The 17,954-nt window shown below is 52.2% G+C and carries 14 protein-coding genes; 3 read left to right on the forward strand and 11 right to left on the reverse strand.

Annotated features, from left to right (window positions below):
- Positions 1-281: 281 nt before the first annotated feature.
- Genes B5F27_RS11705 through B5F27_RS11715 form a run of 3 tightly spaced genes read left to right on the forward strand, consistent with a single transcriptional unit; the run spans position 282 to position 4,262 of the window.
- Positions 282-1,598: a sugar phosphate nucleotidyltransferase gene (locus B5F27_RS11705; RefSeq protein WP_087367884.1), complete on the forward strand. Its 1,317-nt coding sequence runs from the start codon at positions 282-284 to the stop codon at positions 1,596-1,598.
- Positions 1,567-2,565 (forward strand): type I phosphomannose isomerase catalytic subunit, encoded by a 999-nt coding sequence (locus B5F27_RS11710; protein WP_242962179.1) that lies wholly within the window; start codon positions 1,567-1,569, stop codon positions 2,563-2,565. The genes B5F27_RS11705 and B5F27_RS11710 overlap by 32 nt, the downstream gene beginning before the upstream one ends.
- 5 nt (positions 2,566-2,570) lie before the next feature.
- Positions 2,571-4,262, forward strand: coding sequence for a phospho-sugar mutase (locus tag B5F27_RS11715; RefSeq protein ID WP_087367887.1), 1,692 nt, complete (start codon positions 2,571-2,573; stop codon positions 4,260-4,262).
- A 181-nt stretch (positions 4,263-4,443) separates the two neighbouring features.
- On the opposite strand, the gene B5F27_RS11720 is transcribed toward B5F27_RS11715, so the two are convergent.
- From B5F27_RS11720 to B5F27_RS17010, 11 genes are all read right to left on the reverse strand, one after another.
- Positions 4,444-5,556: an acyltransferase gene (locus B5F27_RS11720; protein WP_158098242.1), complete on the reverse strand. Its 1,113-nt coding sequence runs from the start codon at positions 5,554-5,556 to the stop codon at positions 4,444-4,446.
- 70 nt (positions 5,557-5,626) lie between these two features.
- A complete protein-coding gene (locus tag B5F27_RS11725; RefSeq protein WP_087367894.1) occupies positions 5,627-7,027 on the reverse strand; it encodes a polysaccharide biosynthesis C-terminal domain-containing protein in 1,401 nt (466 codons plus the stop codon).
- 8 nt (positions 7,028-7,035) lie between these two features.
- Positions 7,036-8,223 carry a Coenzyme F420 hydrogenase/dehydrogenase, beta subunit C-terminal domain gene (locus B5F27_RS11730; RefSeq protein ID WP_087367897.1) on the reverse strand — a complete coding sequence of 396 codons (1,188 nt, stop codon included), beginning with the start codon at positions 8,221-8,223 and terminating at the stop codon, positions 7,036-7,038.
- Positions 8,224-8,271: 48 nt separating this feature from the next.
- A complete protein-coding gene (locus B5F27_RS11735; protein ID WP_158098243.1) occupies positions 8,272-9,345 on the reverse strand; it encodes a polysaccharide pyruvyl transferase family protein in 1,074 nt (357 codons plus the stop codon).
- Entirely contained in the window at positions 9,308-10,612 is a 1,305-nt protein-coding gene (locus tag B5F27_RS11740) for an O-antigen ligase family protein (protein WP_158098244.1), read from the reverse strand. The genes B5F27_RS11735 and B5F27_RS11740 overlap by 38 nt, the downstream gene beginning before the upstream one ends.
- Positions 10,613-10,684: 72 nt before the next feature.
- Complete coding sequence (locus B5F27_RS11745) at positions 10,685-11,998, reverse strand: hypothetical protein (RefSeq protein ID WP_087367905.1); 1,314 nt, start codon at positions 11,996-11,998, stop codon at positions 10,685-10,687.
- A gap of 16 nt (positions 11,999-12,014) precedes the next feature.
- Positions 12,015-13,127 (reverse strand): glycoside hydrolase family 99-like domain-containing protein, encoded by a 1,113-nt coding sequence (locus tag B5F27_RS11750; RefSeq protein ID WP_087367908.1) that lies wholly within the window; start codon positions 13,125-13,127, stop codon positions 12,015-12,017.
- Between the two features lie 146 nt (positions 13,128-13,273).
- Positions 13,274-14,338, reverse strand: a complete 1,065-nt coding sequence (locus B5F27_RS11755; RefSeq protein ID WP_087367911.1) for a glycosyltransferase family 4 protein — start codon at positions 14,336-14,338, stop codon at positions 13,274-13,276.
- A gap of 35 nt (positions 14,339-14,373) precedes the next feature.
- A complete protein-coding gene (locus B5F27_RS11760) occupies positions 14,374-15,732 on the reverse strand; it encodes a sugar transferase (RefSeq protein ID WP_087367914.1) in 1,359 nt (452 codons plus the stop codon).
- A gap of 607 nt (positions 15,733-16,339) precedes the next feature.
- Positions 16,340-17,548: a nucleotidyltransferase family protein gene (locus tag B5F27_RS11765; protein ID WP_158098245.1), complete on the reverse strand. Its 1,209-nt coding sequence runs from the start codon at positions 17,546-17,548 to the stop codon at positions 16,340-16,342.
- Positions 17,549-17,762: 214 nt separating this feature from the next.
- Positions 17,763-17,954, reverse strand: a 192-nt coding sequence (locus B5F27_RS17010) for a hypothetical protein (RefSeq protein ID WP_206423003.1), incomplete at its 5' end; no start/stop codon positions are given.

A 17,954-nucleotide genomic window follows, 5' to 3' on the forward strand; every position in this document is an offset into this window, starting at 1 on the left:
TACAGTAAAATCGCATTGACAAAGGATGAATTTTTCAATATGCTTGTAACACAAGGAATCAGAAAGGCGACTACAAAAGCAGGCTTAACCACGGTCTTGCAAAACAGGATATCCAGCCTTTGAAGGGGTGGACTATCGCTTTTTTGCTGTGTGGAAGCCTGCTTTATCTGTTTCAAGCGCAGTTATTCTCAAGGGGATGCGGGCCGAGCGACAACTCAAACGAGGGCCGCAGCCCATCGAAGGATGCAGCTCTCTGCGCTTTTACAAAAAGGAGAAAGACTATGAATCTGGTATTGCTTTCCGGCGGTTCAGGCCAGCGCCTGTGGCCTCTTTCCAATGAAGTCCGCTCCAAACAGTTTATCAAGATCTTCCACAACGAAAAAGGCGAGCTGGAATCCATGGTCCAGCGGATCTACCGCCAGATCAAGGCGGTGGACCCCGACGCTACCATCACCATCGCCACCTCCAAATCCCAGGTTTCGGCCATTCACAACCAGCTGGGTGAAAACGTAGGCATCAGCATCGAGCCCTGCCGCCGTGATACCTTCCCGGCCATCGCCCTAGCAGCCGCCTACCTGAAGGATGTACAGGGCGTGGGCGAGGAAGAACCGGTGGTGGTCTGTCCGGTGGACCCCTATGTGGAAAGCAACTACTTCGAGGCTCTGAAAACCCTGAGCGAACGCGCTGCCGTCAGCCCCGCCAACCTGGTCCTGATGGGCATTGAGCCCAGCTACCCCAGCGAGAAATACGGCTATATCATTCCCACCAGCAAGGACAGTCCGAGCAAGGTCTCCATGTTCAAAGAGAAGCCCACTCAGGATGTGGCCGCACAGTATATCGCGCAGGGCGCATTGTGGAACGGCGGCGTCTTCGCCTTCAAACTGGGCTATGTGCTGAACCGTGCCCACGAATTGATCGATTTTGTGGACTACGACGATCTGTTCGACAAGTACGAAACCCTGACCAAAATCAGCTTCGACTATGCCGTGGTGGAACACGAGCCGGAAATTGAGGTCATCCGCTTTTCCGGCACCTGGGCAGACCTGGGCACCTGGAATACCCTGACCGAGGCTCTGGACAGCCGGGCCATCGGAAAAGCCATTTTTGATGACACCTGTGAAAACGTCCATGTGGTCAACGAGCTGAATGTGCCCATCCTCTGTATGGGACTGAAAAACATGGTGGTATCCGCCAGCCCGGAAGGCATCCTGGTATCCGACAAAGAGCAGTCCAGCAATATCAAGCCTTACGTCAGCGCCCTGGACAATCAGATCAAATTTGCAGAAAAATCCTGGGGCAGCTTCCGGGTTCTGGATGTACAGGACGGCAGCATGATCGTCAAGGTAACCCTGAATCCCGGCCAGCGGATGAACTACCACAGCCATCAGTTCCGAAATGAGGTTTGGACGGTCATTGCAGGAGAAGGCCGCACCATTGTGGACGGAATGGAGCAGAAAATCCGGGTCGGCGACGTCATCACCATGGCGGCCGGGTGCCGTCATACGGTCATCGCAGAAACCGAGCTGCAGCTGATTGAGATACAATTGGGCAAGGAGATCAGCGTCCATGACAACCAAAAATATGAACTGGAACAGTAAACCGTTTTTACTGCGGCCGGCCGGCAAGGATTACCTGTGGGGAGGCCGCCGTCTCAACGACGACTTCACCAAAGGGATCGATATGGACCCTTTGGCCGAGACCTGGGAGTGCTCCACCCACCCGGACGGCCTCAGCATGGTTGCCAGCGGAGAATTTGAGGGCCAGACTCTGGCCGCGGTTCTGGAAGATCACCCGGAATTTCTGGGCATACGCCATCCTGACGGCAAACTTCCCCTGCTGGTCAAGTTTATCGACGCCAAAAATGACCTCTCCGTCCAGGTGCATCCCAACGATGCCTACGCCATGGAGCACGAAAACGGCCAGAGCGGCAAAAGCGAATTCTGGTATGTTCTGGATGCCGCCAAGGGCGCCCATCTGGTCTACGGCCTCAAACGTGACTGCACTGAGGCGGAAATCCGCCAGGCCATTGCCGACGGCACTTTAACCCGCCACCTCCAGCAAGTCCCCATCCAGAAGGACGATCTGTTTTTCATCGAAGCTGGCACCATCCATGCGATTGGCGCCGGGGCCCTGATCGCTGAAATTCAGGAAAATTCCAATCTCACCTATCGCCTCTATGATTACAACCGCGTAGGCAAAGACGGCAAAAAGCGGGAACTTCACATAGACAAGGCTCTACAAGTGGCCAACCTCAAAAACAGTGCCGAGCCCCGCCAACCCATGCGGGTTCTGAAATACAGACCGGGCGTGGCCTCTGAATTCTTGAGCCGCTGCAAACACTTTGAGGTATATCGGGTTTTGCTCAACACGGAACGCCGGCAGCTGGTGCAGTTCCGCGTCGACGAGTTTTCTTTTCGGGTTTTGCTTTGTCTCCGGGGATGCGGCATGATCCGCTTCAACGGCGGAGAAATCCTATTTTTCAAGGGAGACTGCATCTTTGTTCCCGCGGGTTCGGCCGAACTGACCATATACGGACAAGCGCAGTTCCTGGATGTAAGAGGATAACAACAATGGACTATAAAAAAGAGTATGAGCGCTGGTGTACCTGTGCATCGGCAGATGCCGATGTGGCCGCCGAGCTGAAAACCATGGACGACGCCAAGGTGGAGGATGCCTTCTACCGCAATCTTTCCTTCGGTACCGGCGGCCTGCGGGGCGTCATTGGAGCCGGCACCAACCGGATGAACATTTACACCGTGGCCAAGGCCTCCCAGGGCCTGGCCGACTACCTGCACAAGCATTTTGACCAGCCTTCGGTGTCCATCGGCTACGACAGCCGGATCAAGTCAGATGTCTTTGCCAAGGCTGCGGCCGGTGTCCTTGCCGCCAACGGCGTTCAGGTCCACATCTGGCCTGTCCTGATGCCTGTACCCACTGTTTCCTTTGCCACCCGCTATCTGGGCAACTCGGCAGGCGTCATGGTGACCGCCTCCCACAACCCTTCCAAGTACAACGGCTACAAGGTCTACGGTGCAGACGGCTGCCAGATCACCACCGAGGCTGCTGCGGAGATTCTCGCCGAGATTGAAAAACTGGATCTCTTCGCAGACGTCAAGAGCATCTCTTTTGAGGACGGACTGAGTGCAGGCAAAATCCAGTATATCTCCGATGAGGTCTATACCGCCTTTGTGGAAGAGGTCAAAAAGCAGTCGGTTCTTTTTGGCGAAACTGTCAACAAGGATGTGGCCATTGTCTACAGCCCGCTGAACGGCACCGGCCTTCAGCCAGTAACCCGCACCCTGAAAGAGATGGGTTACGCCAACATTACTGTGGTCAAGGAGCAGGAGCAGCCCGACGGAAACTTCCCCACCTGCCCCTATCCTAACCCTGAGATCAAGGAAGCTATGACTCTCGGCATAGAATATGCCAAGCAGTGCCATGCCGACCTGCTGCTGGCCACCGATCCCGACTGCGACCGTGTAGGCATTGCAGTGCGTAACAAAGACGGCGAGTACGTCCTGTTGTCTGCCAACGAAACCGGCATCCTGCTGCTGGATTACATTTGCTCCCAGCGGGTGAAACACGGCAAAATGCCCGCCGATCCTGTCATGATGAAAACCATTGTCACCACCGACATGGGCGAACAGATTGCCGATCACTATGGCGTCCGGACCATCAATGTATTGACCGGCTTCAAGTTCATCGGCGAACAGATCGGCCTGCTGGAGAAGCAGGGCAAAGCCGACAGCTACATCTTTGGCTTCGAGGAGAGCTACGGCTATCTGTCCGGCAGCTACGTTCGGGACAAGGATGGCGTCAACAGTGCCTGCCTGATCTGTGAGATGTTCAGCTACTATGCCACTCAGGGCATCAGCCTGCTGGACAAGCTGAACGAGCTGTATCAGGTCTACGGCTACCGTCTCAACACCCTCCACAGCTATGAGTTCGACGGCAGCGCCGGCTTTGCCAAGATGCAGAGCATCATGAAAACTTTCCATGCGGACGTAGGCCCCGGCAAGAAAGTGGACTCCTTTGCCGGCAAGAAAATCGAAAAGGCCCTGGACTACAGCCAGGGCCTGAACGGTCTTCCCAAGTCGGATGTGCTCAAGTATCTGCTGGAGGGCCACTGCTCGGTGGTGGTCCGGCCCTCGGGCACGGAACCCAAGCTCAAGACCTACATCTCGGTGAGCGCGGAGAGCCGTGAAAAAGCTGAGGCGATGGAGAAAGAGGTCGTAAAGGAGCTGGAAAAGTTCCTGCACTGAGAGTCTGTATTTAACTTAAGACTTCCCAGTTATAAGCTGCATCCTACTACAAAAATACAGACTCTCCCAGCCAGCAGCCCATGGTTGCTGGCTTTTTTCATCTGCACAGCATTTTGAATATCGCGTTCGTCCTCCCTTACCTTGCCAAATTTTGATCCGGTACAGTAAGAAAGCATTTATATCAATACAATTTCCTTAACCATTGAAAATGCCTTATAGCGGACATACGGATAATCACTTCTGCCGCAATATAATTCAGGACGACAACCAAAACAAATCGCGCCAAACTATTCAGTTCCACACCAAGCGCCCTATGTAAAAGGCCCACAAAATAGAACTCAATCCATTTATGCAGCCCAAAGTACAGCACCGACAAAGAGCGCAAGTGCTTGGCGAGATGAAAATTCCGTTCCGTCTTCCTGCAATCAATGAATGCTGCAAACAACAAAATAAAAACGGAAGTCGACAGAAGCGCAAACAGCATATCGCTGCCTGTCGCTCCAAATACTTCATGCACCACAACCGCTTCCCCGGTCATGAGCAGGAACGAAAGGACTGCAAGCAGCAAATAATTTTTGCGGACAATTTTGTCTCGGTTCTTTGCAATGAGGTATCCAAAAAACACATAGGGCAGCCCAAAGAAAAGGCCATTTCTCGTGGTGCTGAATACCCGGAAATACAGCCACAACAAAAGGTACTTCCCATCAAGTTGTACCAGTGCATCTACAGGCACATCAATACGATCCTGCAGCGGCTGAATATAGGCGTTTCCGATCGTTCCTATTGCATATAAGACCAAAACCAACGCTGCAATGTACCGATCTCGCAGTTTCAGTTTGTTTTTGAGCCAATATAGCAGCAGCGTTGCGACGATGAGTCCAACAAAATACCACAGCTGTGTGTATGAACCGACAAGAAAAAAATTCCGCACGAAATCCAGCAGATTCCAAACCCAGAAACCGCCGGCTTTTCTATCGTCATAAACGATCTGCGGCAAGTACAGAACCGTATAAATGACATAAAGCTGAAAAATCCGCGCCAGATAAGCCTTGACCTTTTGAACATCCTGAATCTTCTTCTGCAGGAAAAATCCCGACACCAGGAAAAAGAACGGAACGCCCAGTCGTGTCAGCACATGTACTACAAAGTAATTGAGCGTTTCATTGATGTCCTGCATCGGTGCCAGGTGGAGCGCCACGATCCCTATTGCAAACAGCAGGCGAAAAAAATCCACGGCAATAAATTCCGTTTTTTCGTCCAATCTCTTGGTTGTGGTTTTGATCTTATCTTCCATATATTTCTTCACACCCATTTTTTCGCCGCGTTCACCCTCCGGAGGCTTGCATCCGGCTTAAAACAGCACATCAGGCCCTTTGGGGCAAAATCCTATGGATGGCTTTTTTGATGATATCCAGGATGAACTTTCGCTCCATCAAGAGAATGACCACGCCCACCGCATAATTCAGCCAGGAATCCATGCAGCTGAATACAACCATGACCAGCAGCAAACCCATTTTCAAAAAATGGCTCTTATAGTTGGCGTTTAGTTTCATAATGCGGTTGGCACCCACCAGCCTGCAAAAGTACATCGCCAAATAACCAATGGCCGTTGCGATCGCAGCGCCATATCCGCCCCAGGTCGGGATGAACGCAAAGTTCAAAACAATGTTGACCCCTGCTCCAACCATCGTTGTGACAAAAACGGATTTCGTCTTTTTGGCCGCTGTAAAAACCGTTCCCAGGAACGAGCTCAGACCGCTGAAAACGCTTGCAAACAGCAGTATGGGGACAAAATGCCAGGCCACAAAGAATTCCTTTTGGAACAGAATCCACGCCAGCAGTTTCACAAAGAAGATCAGGCCGGTGCACACAATTACATAGGTATGCACCCACAGTTCATAGATCTCTGAGAAAAACTTTTCGCTTTTCTCGCTCCCAAAATCATCCACAGCCGATATTTCCCATGCGCTGATCAGAATCGATGAGACGGCTGCCATAATCGACGGAATCTTGTAGGAAGCGGAATACAGACCCAGCTCATTCAGCCCCCGAAAGATTTTCATGATGTATCGATCCGACGAATTACTGATCCACCAGCTGATGGAATTCGGCATCATGGGGATCGAATATTTCAGCATCTCTTTCAGATATCTGCCCTTGATTCGGGTGGGCCACGTCAGGTCCTTCCACGCTTTGCAGCCAACAAACAGCACCGCGACCGTCACCCAGTAGGCAAATACCATCGACAGGAGATAACCCCTGATCCCCAGACCCAGCTTTAGCAGGAAAAGAATGTTGCACAAAACCAGCACAATGGTATTGCACACGCCCGCAAAGGAATACAGGGCGACCTTTTCGCAGCCCTTTGCGTACTCCATCAGCAGCATATAGAAAGCGTACCCGGAAAAGCCAGCCAGGAAATAGCCTCTATACCTCTGCAAATCACCAAGCTGAAAAAAGAACCGGGATGCCAGGGCAATCACCAGGATTCCGGCCAGTTCGATCCAGATGCCGATATTGAGCAGCTCACTGGTGTTCTTCCGCTTCTCCAGGCAGAAACGCATGACCGCCGTGCTGATCATCAGGGTGGCAAAGGGATAGAGCAAATTGATGGTGGTTGTCAGCAAGTCGGATGTTGCATACTCTGAGGTGGACAGCGCCGATGTATAAAGCGGTACCAGCAAAAACACCAGCAGCTTGGAAGAAAAATTTCCCAGCAACAGCAGCAGCGTGTTTTTTACAAGTTTCTCTTCCTCGAACTTCATTTTTCCCCTTAAACCTTATTCTTTGCAAAAACGCGGCCTGCCATTTTTACAAGCCTCTTTTTGCGCTCGGCCATCTTCCAGGCGAAGATGGCTCTTTTTGCTTCCTGCCGGAAGGTTTTCTTCTCCAACAGCAGATGCTTCAAGAAAGAATCCCGCAGCCTGGGCCTTTCCAGTGGCTTTTGCAGCTGCTGCTGGCCTTCGTTGATGGCCGCAGCCAGCGGCACCCTTTGCAGCACCATGTACTCCGCCAGGCCGGCCATCAGCTTTTCGCCCTTGTCCGTATGGGGAATCATCAACGAAATACCCTTCGGGATTTCCCCGCTGATTTCGGGCACCGTCTTTTCCAAACCCCAAAAGTCGCCGATGGTGATGTCTCCGGCTCCGCTGGGGGAAGTATACGGGCAGCGATAGCAGCTCTCCCGGTCCATCACGCCAATTCCAAAGGCCATGGTGTAGAGGTCCTCCGTGGAGGCAAGTTCTCTTCCGTCCTGCAAAATCAGCGTCGTAAAGCGATGGGAGAGCTTCCCATTTTCTTCTCTCTTATCCCGAAACCGAATCTTTGCCACCTCCGAGCCGTGGTCTCGGCCCACTTCCCGCAGATAGGCAGCATAGGCCGCCGGGCTGGAAACGCCGTGGCACACCAGTGCCACCAGCAAGAGATTCTGCTCTCCTGTCTTTCCCAGATAGTGCTTCAAGCCATCCACCTGACAGGGCGTCCCCGAAAAGAGGACTTTCTCCCCCTTCAAAAGGTTCTGCTTCACCTGTGCATAGGTGTCCGCCAGATCGCTCTGGGTATATTTCGTGCCCTGGAGCAATTCCGGTTCCCGGAATCCCCCGACATCCCTGTGGCGCACCTGCAGTTTCGGGTCATAGGCCGCACCATAAAAGTGCTCATATCCATGGTCTCGGCACACCTGTGCAATGGCCATGAACGCAGCTCCCGATGTACTGGACCGGCGCGTCTGTTCGTCTTTGTGCCAGCCATAATAGCAGATATCTTTTTGTTCCTGCCGCTGGTAGTTCGCAATGGGGCACACTTTCTCGCACAGGCCGCATTGAACGCAGCCTGCGCGGTCCACAACCGGGTATAAAAAGCCCTCATCGTTCCTTTTCATCTGTATGCATCCATGAGGGCAAATCTGTTCGCAAGCCGAGCAGCCGCAGCACTCGCTTTCCATCTGGCTATTCAAATACATACTTCCGAAAATCCCCTTTTCACTTCACCGGTTCAGGCCGCAGCGCCGTTATCGCAGGGTGTCCTCCCGCAATGCTGCATCCAGAAAAGCCTTCGATTTTTCAATTTCATACTCCAAACTGCTGCCGTCATACAGGGCCAAATCATAAAGAGGCATCTTCCCGCCCTGCTCCAAAGTGATCCCGGCCCTTTGCAAAAGCGAAATGGTCCGCTCCGGCGACTTGCTGTTGGGAATGTGAAGCAATTTTTTCTTATAGATGGTGCTGAAGGCGGTCGCATGGAACGAGTTTGTGCAGACGCAGGCGGCATTCTGGATCAGCCAGACAAATTCCTTTGGCCCGACCTCATCCAGCCTTTTGCAGCCTGCGTGTCTCGCTGCCATGGTGGGATGAACCTCATATATTTTCAAGCCGTGTTCTTTTGCATAGGTTTGGGCCCAGTGCAAAAGCACCTCATCTTCCTGCAGAAAGTACAGGAACAGGAAGTTCGGGTCCACGTCCACCGGACGGGCCAGCTTCATCCATTCTTCTTTCTCCAGCAGGAACACCGGATCCAGCACAACCTGGACCGGTTTGTGCAGCAGCTGTTCCACTTTCTCAGCGGAACCCGGCTCTCTCACCGACAGCGCGGAAAACTGCGGCAAATACGCCTCCATATTTTTCTTTTGGGCGGCGCTCAGCTGCGCCGTTCCAAGGCTGGCCGCATAGGACACCTTTTTCACCCGGCTGCCCGCCGCATAATACGCCGCGCTGTCGCCGGTAATCCGGTTATTCCATATTTGATCGCTGCCGCAGACAACGCAGTCGTGCCGGTCCAGCCATTGGTACAGCTCCTGTTCCGTTGCGAACGTGTCGCCGGCGTTCAATTCTTCTGCGATAAACTGCTCGAAAAATTGGCTCTGCTTTTTTCTCCGGGGGTACTGCAGCGCCAGGCGAATTCTTCGCCTGGGCGGAATCCCCTTTGCCAGAGGGCTTATGGCATACTCCGCCTGGGCCCACTCCGGATTATACGGCGCAATCTCCACATGGATGTTTCTGCCTTTCAAGTAGCGGCTCAGGGCGTATGCCTGCAAGAGCGCGCCATAATTATGAGCGAATTGAAAGGTTAGTATGGCTGCGTTCATAGATGCTCCTTCGCCTATTGGGGCTTTTATCATCTGGCGTCAGCTGCTCCGACTCCAGCGGAATGTACGAGATACCGACGGCAAAGAAATACAGAATGGTCTCCTCGATATCATACAGCGGGTTTCCGGTTATGCCGTACAGCAGAAAATACAGCTGAACAAACAGGGAAAAGCTAATAAACTGGCTTTCCAGGGTAACTCCGTTTTTTCTGCTCCGCATCACCAATGCGATGGTATGGAAAAGCCTTGACCCAAAAAAGGCCATAAAAATGCAAAAGCCCACAAGGCCTGTCTCACACAGCAGCTGGATATAAATGCAGTGCACATAGGTGCCGCGGGTGTAATAAACGTCCTTGAAATTGTTCCACCCAATCCCGAAAATCGGTCTCAGCTCAAAATAGTACATCGCCTGGCGCTTCAGCTGTTCTCTTCCCGCGTCTTCCACCGAGCCGGAAGTGATCAGATCCAGCACCGCCTCGTAGATGCGCATGATGCCATCCAGCTGTGTGGCGTTGGCGATGATGGCCAGCATGACAAACCCCACAACCAGCGCGCCCACGATTTGAAGAACTCTGATCACCCTCTCCACGCCATATCCATCGATAAAATAGACGGCCGACAGCGCCGCCATCAGAAAGACAATAGGGCCTCTCTTGCCGGTCAGCAGCACGCCGGCAAGCATTCCGCCGATCATGAATATCCATACCTGTTTAAAGAATACCTCTCTGAAACAGAACACGGCGCCAATCCCCAGGGCAAGGTAAAACGACGTATAGCCCACCTGGCTTGTAAAACCGGCAAAGTATGTAGAGGTGCCGCTTATCTCCTCCACCGAAGCCAAACTTGCCTGGCCGCTCTGGGAAAACATGGGGACAAAGACCGCTTTGAATTCGGAGGGAAAAAGGACGTTCAAGATACACCCAAACGCAAAGAACAGTCCCATCACCACAAAGAACTTTGCAAAGAAGGACGATTTCCGGATGTCCTGTCCCACCGCAAAGGGAAGCAGCAAGGCCAGGCCATAGTAAATCAGATCATACATATCGCCCTTGATGCACAGGCCGACTGTAATCACAAAGAAAACCGCCAGAATGTCAAAGAGCTTTTTGGGCGTATAAATAAAGACCCCGTCATAGCCAAAGGCGTTCAGAAAACTGATCGCCAAACAGGCATAGGTCACAGCATAAAAAGAAATCAACCCGATCCAATTCTGAAAGATAAACTTGGCAAAGATTGATCTGGTAATAAAGGCATACAGCAGGGTCATAAAGACGGCCGCATACCTTATATTCTGTCTGTTGATCGTTATATCCATTCCAAATACCTTGTTCCCGAAAATCTATCCCCTGGTTTTCAGGCGTGTCTTCCTGAAAATCCCATCCAGCAGCAGCGCCTTGATTTCTTTCGTCACGCTGTCCTGTCTTTTGGTCCAGTGCAGTTTTGCTTTGCCAGTCTTTGCAAACAGGCCGGCCACTTCATCGTTGTCGGTGTAGGTCCCGGCCCCCGGCCTGGCGTGCAGCTTCCAGTCGTTGATCTTCTCCCGCAGTCCTTCTTCATCCAGGATTTCCCTGAGAAGTTCCTCTTCCGACGAAAAGACCCGGCCCCAGCCGTTCTTTTTTACCACATAGGGAATGTTGCCGCCGGTGGACATGGCAAAAATATAGCAGTTTGCGGCGTTGCTTTCATAGGTGGTGTAGGAATAGGTCTCTCCCACGATACCCACAAGGAAAACGGCAGCAATGCGCTTTTCCCGGAGGTGTTCGATCATTGCATCCTTTCCCTGGGTTGCAATGTCCACATAGACGTTCTCCACGCCCGGGATGTTCTCTGTCTCATTTCCAAAATAATAGAAATCATAACGGCAGCCCACATTTTGGGCTTCGGCCACGGCCTTCTTGAACAAATGCCATCCTTTGATCTGCTTCCGCGCTCCCACAAACCCCAGTCGGAGGGGTTCCTCCTCGCGGATGCCTTCTTTATTGCCGGTGTATTCCCCCACCGATTTCTGGTGCAGAATGACGACGGTTCGATCCTCATACTCCGGATAAAACTGAACCCATCGGCTTTTGGTGTACTCGGAGGGAGCCACAAATGTAATCCTGTCTTCAAACGCCTTCAGGAATTTTCTTACTTTCTGAATATGTTCCTGTTTCTTCCGAGCATAACAGCACCCCTCACAGGAAACATTTCGGTCGATACAGGACCGTTCATCGTTCTTCATCAGGTTGGGGTTTACGCAGCAGGTATAGAAGTCATGCAGATAATACACCATCGGCACATTTTTGATTTTCTCCAGCATCCATTCGATTTCCGAAATATCGTTCCGGATGATATGATGCACCAGAATCCCAATGCAGTTCTTGCCCGCATGCTGTAAATCCAAAAGTGTGTTCAAAATTTTGTTCGCCGTCATCACGCCCACAAACTGGCCGTCGATCACAAGGCCATAGCATCCCGTGGTGGTGCAATGCCAGTCTGCGCCTTCTCCACGGGAACGGCTAATGGGAAAAACAGCCACATACCCTATGCCTTTGGCGCGGAAAATGGCCTCATGCGCCGCCACCACCTTACTGGTTCCGCTGGACTCAATGATATAGGCCATTCCCGTCACAACCAATATGTAATCTGAAAACTTGCATTCTGGCAGCTTCATTCTGTTTCCCTCGTACTTACCCGGTTTCCTTGGCTTCCTTTACGGCCTCCAGAAACGCATAGCCGTTTTTCTCGTCCGGCTCCATGTAGGCGCCCTCGGCCCACTCATTCCAAGCATTGATCACAATCATCGGAGAGCCAATGTCCTGCGCCTTGCGGAAAAGCTGCTTGAAATACCCCTTGAATTTCTGCGCCGTCGTCCCCTGCATGATGATGGAGTTATAACTTTTGCGGGGAGAATTGTCCCAGTCGCAAAAACAGCCCAGTATGGTGGTGCTGTCCTGATTCTGGCGGTTCAAAATCCGCTCCCAGATGCGGTCATAGGACGCCTTCGTCATCACGATGCCCTTGCCCCGCGGCAGCAGAAATTTCCGGTTCACAAAATCAATGACGCGGGATCTCGCCACCCGGTTGATCTTTTCCAGGAGCTTTTCGTCGTGTGCAAAGGTATAGTTGGGCTCTCTCGTGATGGTAGCCGAGAACCTTCCTTTTGTGTCTGCATCGTGGCGGCCAATGGTCTTTACAAAGTATATGCCGGGCAGGCCTGCCTCCTGCGCCCACTGATCCCACAGGGACAGAAAGGATTCCAGCTTTGGGACGGCCCAAGGATTGTAAATCGCATAGACCGGCTTTCCGTCCACTTTTATATACCGCTGATCCTTGAAATAGGTCAGGCAGTACTCAAACTGGATGCGCCAGTCTTTTTCTGTGCCGTACCGTTGTTCCCAGACAACCGTATGGTCCTGGCCAAACCAGGTCTTGCGCCAGGATTCATTCGCCCAATAGAGATAAAACGGCAAATCGAGGGTTGGATCATCCCGAATCATTTCGACCGGGACTTCAAGCAGCTTGCTGCCGCAGGAATAATACTGATAAATCGCAAAGCCATCGATGCCATACTCTTTTGCAAGGTTCATCTGCCAGCGGATATTTTCTTTCACCGACAGGTCGTAATAATTGTTGTGGAGAGGCACGCGGGGCTGGTTATGCCCCTCATAGAGGGGTTTCGCTCTTTTGCACGCAACCCACTCGGTATACCCTTTTTCCCACCACTTGTTATTGTATTCCGTTTCATAAAACTGTGGCAGATACAAAGCCACCACCAGAGGATTTTTTTCGCTGCGACTCATGGTTTCCTCCCTGAAAAGTTTTTGCTGCTGTTTTCCATCTGCCCATCGCTTCCCATGGCGTGCCCGCAGTTATAAACGGCCCCCGATGGTCATACGAATCCGATTGCAACGCAGCATCCACGCTCTCTGCCGCCTGTTCAGCCGCTTTACTGATTCAGCAACTCCATAAAGCGTTCCACCGCGCCGCTGGCCGCGTATTTTTCACTGCCGTACTGATACGAATACCGGCTGATGGCATCGTATGCTTCATGGCTCAGGCTGACCGCCTCCTTCAGCTTTTCCGCAAACTTCGGATTGTTGCCCGGCTCCACAAGATAACCGCTCTTGTCGGCATCCACCTGCTCCGGAATCGCTCCCACTGCAAAGGCGATCACCGGCCGGCTGTATTTATAGGCGTCGATGATCACGCCCGACTGAGAGGCCGAATTGTACGGCAGGATCACCCAGTCGCAGTTGATAAAGGCATCCTGCATTTCCTGATCTGTGACATAGTCGTTGTTCAGTTTTACGTTGGGTTCCTTGGCGAGCTGCTGGGCAACTTCCTTCATCTGGGGGTCTACCCGCCCGATCACGTCAAATTGGATATCCGGGCACAGCCTGATGATCTCCAGCAGATTGTCCGCGCCCTTATAGGGGTTGATTCGTCCAAAGAACAGCGCCCGGCCGCTGTGCACCGGCGCCGTATATTGGGGATATCTCCGCCACAGTTCCAGGTATTTCAGGCGCTCGGGGGTGATCCTGTACCGCTTGAGCATCTCCTGAATATAGGTCTTATTGCACAGGACGATGGTGTCCGCCAGCTTGACCACAGCCTTGTTCATCAGGTCCACCATCTTAACCTGGCTGTCGCCCTCGTGAGGGATCACCTCATGCACCACCTGATAGGTCTTCGCTTTGCCGGAAAACATCATCAGCGGCAGATTCCATGTGTGCAGACTTTCAAAGTAAATGGCATCAAAATGCGCCTTCCGGACGCGATGCATCACCGAAAACAGCAGGGGCAGATTGAAGGTCTTTTTGGTCACACCGGGGCGCTCGGGGCAGTCAATCAGCCATGTGTGGTCCGACGTCTGAAGCTCCACCTTGGGGGTGCGGATGCAGAGCAGGTAGACATCCCAGTTCTTTCTCTTTTTCAGCTCCTCATACATTCCAAAGACGGTGTCCTGGTGGTCTGCGTTGTCCGAGAGCGTTACCAGCAGCACTTTCTTCATGGATCATCCCTTCCTCTCTTCAAAGCTCCAAAAAGTCACTCCGTCCCGTTCTTCATGGCTGTCGTCTGTCCTTCGTCGATGCCCTCGGTGCTTTCGGGCAAAAACAACACCTTAATGGTGGCCAGCATGATTTTGAGATCCTCGATCACGCTGGGATGCGCTATGTACGTCAGGTCCATCTGAAGCTTGTCATAGGGCGTCGTATTGTACTTGCCATATACCTGCGCATATCCGGTCAGGCCGGCTTTCGCCTGCAGCCGCAGCGCAAATTCAGGCATCTCCTCGCAATACTGCGCCGCGATCTCAGGGCGCTCCGGGCGGGGCCCGCAGATGGACAAATCGCCTTTCAGGATATTGATCAGCTGGGGCAGCTCATCAATCCGCAGTTTCCGTATGATGTGGCCCACTGGAGTGATGCGGTCGTCTTTATCGCCGGTGGACAGACGGGCCACACCGTCTTTTTCCGCATCCACCCGCATGCTGCGGAACTTCAGGATCTCAAAGGTCTTGCCGTCTTTCGTCAGACGAACCTGTTTATAAAACGCAGGCCCGCCGTCGGATTTCACGGCAATGGACGTCACAAGGAAAATCGGACTGGTGACAACCAGAGCCAGCAGCGACAGCACAATATCCAGCATCCGCTTGATGAACAGATATTCGGGGTTCGCCATATAGCGGCCCACGCGCAGCATCGGCAGATGAAACATATGCATCTGGTGCGCTCCGCTCATGATGATATCCCCCACTCGCGGAATCACAAAAACGTCAATATCGTGCAGGATGCAATACTTGAGGATTACATTTCGGTCGTGGCTGTTGACCCCGCTCAGGAAAACGGTTTTCATGGAGTCCAGAACGCTCAAATCCTTCAGGCATTCCCCAATGTTCAGCGTCATCCGGACATTGTACTTCAATTCCAGATCGTACTCCTGAATCAGCTGTTCGATTTCCTTGCGGCGGCCATACACCACCGCCGTGGGCTGGGGCGGAAAAACGGCATAATACCATTTATGGGCGCCAAAAGACCAGATTACCGCCGCCAGGCATTGCCCCGCAATGGCCGCGATTCCGGGCAGCAGATTGCAAACCTTTGCGGACATCAAGCAGATCACAATATAGATCAGGCCATCCGCCGCCATGGCCGCCAGCACCTGGCTATAACAAAGCTCCGAGATGCGCTGGATCGACACCTGGAACGCATCGTACACCTTGCCGAACATAACAAACAGCACTGCATAAAGCAGCAGGATGACCGCGTTTCCCATCCATGTGAGGGAGATTTGAACTTCCCGCTCATAGTAGAATGCCCAGCATGCCGCAAACGGCAGCGTAACCAACACGATATCCAGCACCCTTGCAATTCTTAACATTACATCATGCTGAAGTTTTGACATATGGTTTCTCCTCACATTTCAACATCGGTTTTATTCGTTCGGTGGGAATCACGAAACAAAAAAGCTGCCTCCCTTACGCGTTTTGCGCTGGGAAAGCAGCCTTATACGTTCATCCTCACAGCTCTTTCAGGCCGGCCGCCCTGGCCTGAAAAAGTTGCTGTTGTATCAAACTCTCTTTCCCCTGAACCCGGGCTGTAATCACCATGTTTCCTGCGGCGTAGCGGTTCAATCAGCGATACCTTGACCGGACACCCAAGCCAGGCTGTCCTCCCGGCAGACCGCAAGCCCGCCCGGACCATGGACAGCACCCGATTGCAGGAACAGCGGTCCAAAACGCCGCGCGGAGAAACCATCGCATCCTGCCATGTCTCCCCAAAAAAGCAAGCTGCATCCGCTGTTCACAGAACCCTGAGAATAAAGGGAATTTTTGTTTGTCGCATTGAAAAATTTAGTGTATCAAAGTATAAATATTCTATCATGGATCACCCATGTTTTCAAGTCATGCCCGTTGTCTTGTCGCAAGCGATCCAGAGGCAGTTTTGGACCTTTTCAAGCGCATAGCAGCGTCAAACATCAAAGATGATACGTCAAAAGCCTTGCCTTCTCTTTACAACTTTCTGACTGCATCCACTTCGTCTTTGACATCTTTTCCCTTTTCCAGGATTCTTCTTCCAATTCTCCAAACCGGAGCCACCGGCATCAGCCACCGGTGCTGCAAAAAATACGGCTCAAATCGTTGGCACCAGATCTCCATATGGACGCTGTCCAGAAAAAGCCGGTCCTTCAAATAGCGGACTTTGGCTTCGATGGGAACCTTGTTCCCCGTCTCCTGTCCTCTTGCGTGCTCGTGCCAGAAATCCATTCTCGCCCCATAGGCGCGGCTGAAGAGCAGGCTTTTCAGCAGGATCTTTTCCCTTTTTGCAAGGGTATGGGCGTTCCATTGGGGGCTGAAAACTTTTTCTGCCAGCTCACGCATCTGTTTTTCGAACGTGATCAGCCCCATTTTTTCCAGCTCACCATGCAAATATTTCCAGTTCAGGTTTTCTTTTGCCCGCAGATAGACGTACAGATCCAGCAGGAAGCGCAGCCCCGTCCCGTCACCGGAATAGTGCTTATACTCATGCGCCAGAACGTAGAGGTAAAAATCCTCGTCCGTCATGCAGTACTCAAATGGCTTTCCCGGCACCGGAAGCAGTTTATCGTTTATGGTGAGATAGTACTTTTCAAACGGAAGCTGTGCAGATTCCGAAAACAGGGCCGTGTGCATTTCAAAATTATAAACCGGTTTTTTCAGGTACACATCGTGATAGACCTTCTGAAAGCTTTTCACATTGTATCCCTGTTCCACAAACCAGTCATGGACCTCCTGCCGGAACGAAGGGTCAAACAGGATGTCATTATCCGCCATCTGACGCATCCCGTATTTGGGGTACAGATGGCACAGCACGACGCCTTTTAGGGCCACATACCAAATCCCCTGCTCTTCCAGAAACGCAAACAGCTGCTCCCGCTCGGCATCCATCTTCAAATTTTTTGCGACCGCCTTGTTTTTCGCAGCTCTCCACCTCGGAAGCACTTGTGTCTCATCTGGAATTGCAACCTGCGGATCCGACTTCATCAGGCTTTCCAGCGCCATATAGGTCAAAACTTCCAGACTTTGGCTTTTGCTTCTGGCATAAACCTTTTCCAGGTTCATCTCCGCAATGCGCTCCGGGTCTGGCACGATGGAATTGATACCACACTGAACCAGATACAGCATATCCCAGGCAGCCGCCGTCCACTGTTCCTTCTCCAGAGCTTCCTCTTTCTTTTTCAACGAAGTACTTCTTCCATCCATGACCACGCCTGTCTCCACCCTTTGCCGCACAAGGATTTCAAAGCTCCAGCTGCCCGGCGCCCGGAACACGAAAGCAGAGCCGCATGCTCCTTCTGCTTCACTCTTACTCTACGACGCCAAAACAGCAATGATTCACAGTTTTATTATATCATGCACAGCCTTTTGCCACAATATATAGAAGGGCACGCATCATTCACAAATCCATGCCCTTTTTGCGCACACAGCCGCACCGGAGCATGGTTGCAGCAAAAAAGCGCCCCTCCCGTCTTGTTACAGACTGAACCGCCCCATATTGTGCGGACAGTACAAAAAAGAGGCCTGCAAGGGGTAGAACAAGCGAATCAAAGACTGGCCTGGCGAAGCGAGAGCGGAGCCAGGCCAGTCT

The sequence above is a fragment of the Faecalibacterium sp. An192 genome (assembly GCF_002160175.1).
GTDB lineage: Bacteria > Bacillota > Clostridia > Oscillospirales > Ruminococcaceae > Faecalibacterium.

Coding starts and splice junctions, on each gene's coding strand:
- B5F27_RS11705 (WP_087367884.1), top strand. CDS start 282: ATGAATCTGGTATTGCTTTCCGGCGGTTCAGGCCAGCGCCTGTGGCCT.
- B5F27_RS11710 (WP_242962179.1), top strand. CDS start 1,567: ATGACAACCAAAAATATGAACTGGAACAGTAAACCGTTTTTACTGCGG.
- B5F27_RS11715 (WP_087367887.1), top strand. CDS start 2,571: ATGGACTATAAAAAAGAGTATGAGCGCTGGTGTACCTGTGCATCGGCA.
- B5F27_RS11720 (WP_158098242.1), bottom strand. CDS start 5,556: ATGGAAGATAAGATCAAAACCACAACCAAGAGATTGGACGAAAAAACG.
- B5F27_RS11725 (WP_087367894.1), bottom strand. CDS start 7,027: ATGAAGTTCGAGGAAGAGAAACTTGTAAAAAACACGCTGCTGCTGTTG.
- B5F27_RS11730 (WP_087367897.1), bottom strand. CDS start 8,223: ATGTATTTGAATAGCCAGATGGAAAGCGAGTGCTGCGGCTGCTCGGCT.
- B5F27_RS11735 (WP_158098243.1), bottom strand. CDS start 9,345: ATGAACGCAGCCATACTAACCTTTCAATTCGCTCATAATTATGGCGCG.
- B5F27_RS11740 (WP_158098244.1), bottom strand. CDS start 10,612: ATGACCCTGCTGTATGCCTTTATTACCAGATCAATCTTTGCCAAGTTT.
- B5F27_RS11745 (WP_087367905.1), bottom strand. CDS start 11,998: ATGAAGCTGCCAGAATGCAAGTTTTCAGATTACATATTGGTTGTGACG.
- B5F27_RS11750 (WP_087367908.1), bottom strand. CDS start 13,127: ATGAGTCGCAGCGAAAAAAATCCTCTGGTGGTGGCTTTGTATCTGCCA.
- B5F27_RS11755 (WP_087367911.1), bottom strand. CDS start 14,338: ATGAAGAAAGTGCTGCTGGTAACGCTCTCGGACAACGCAGACCACCAG.
- B5F27_RS11760 (WP_087367914.1), bottom strand. CDS start 15,732: ATGTCAAAACTTCAGCATGATGTAATGTTAAGAATTGCAAGGGTGCTG.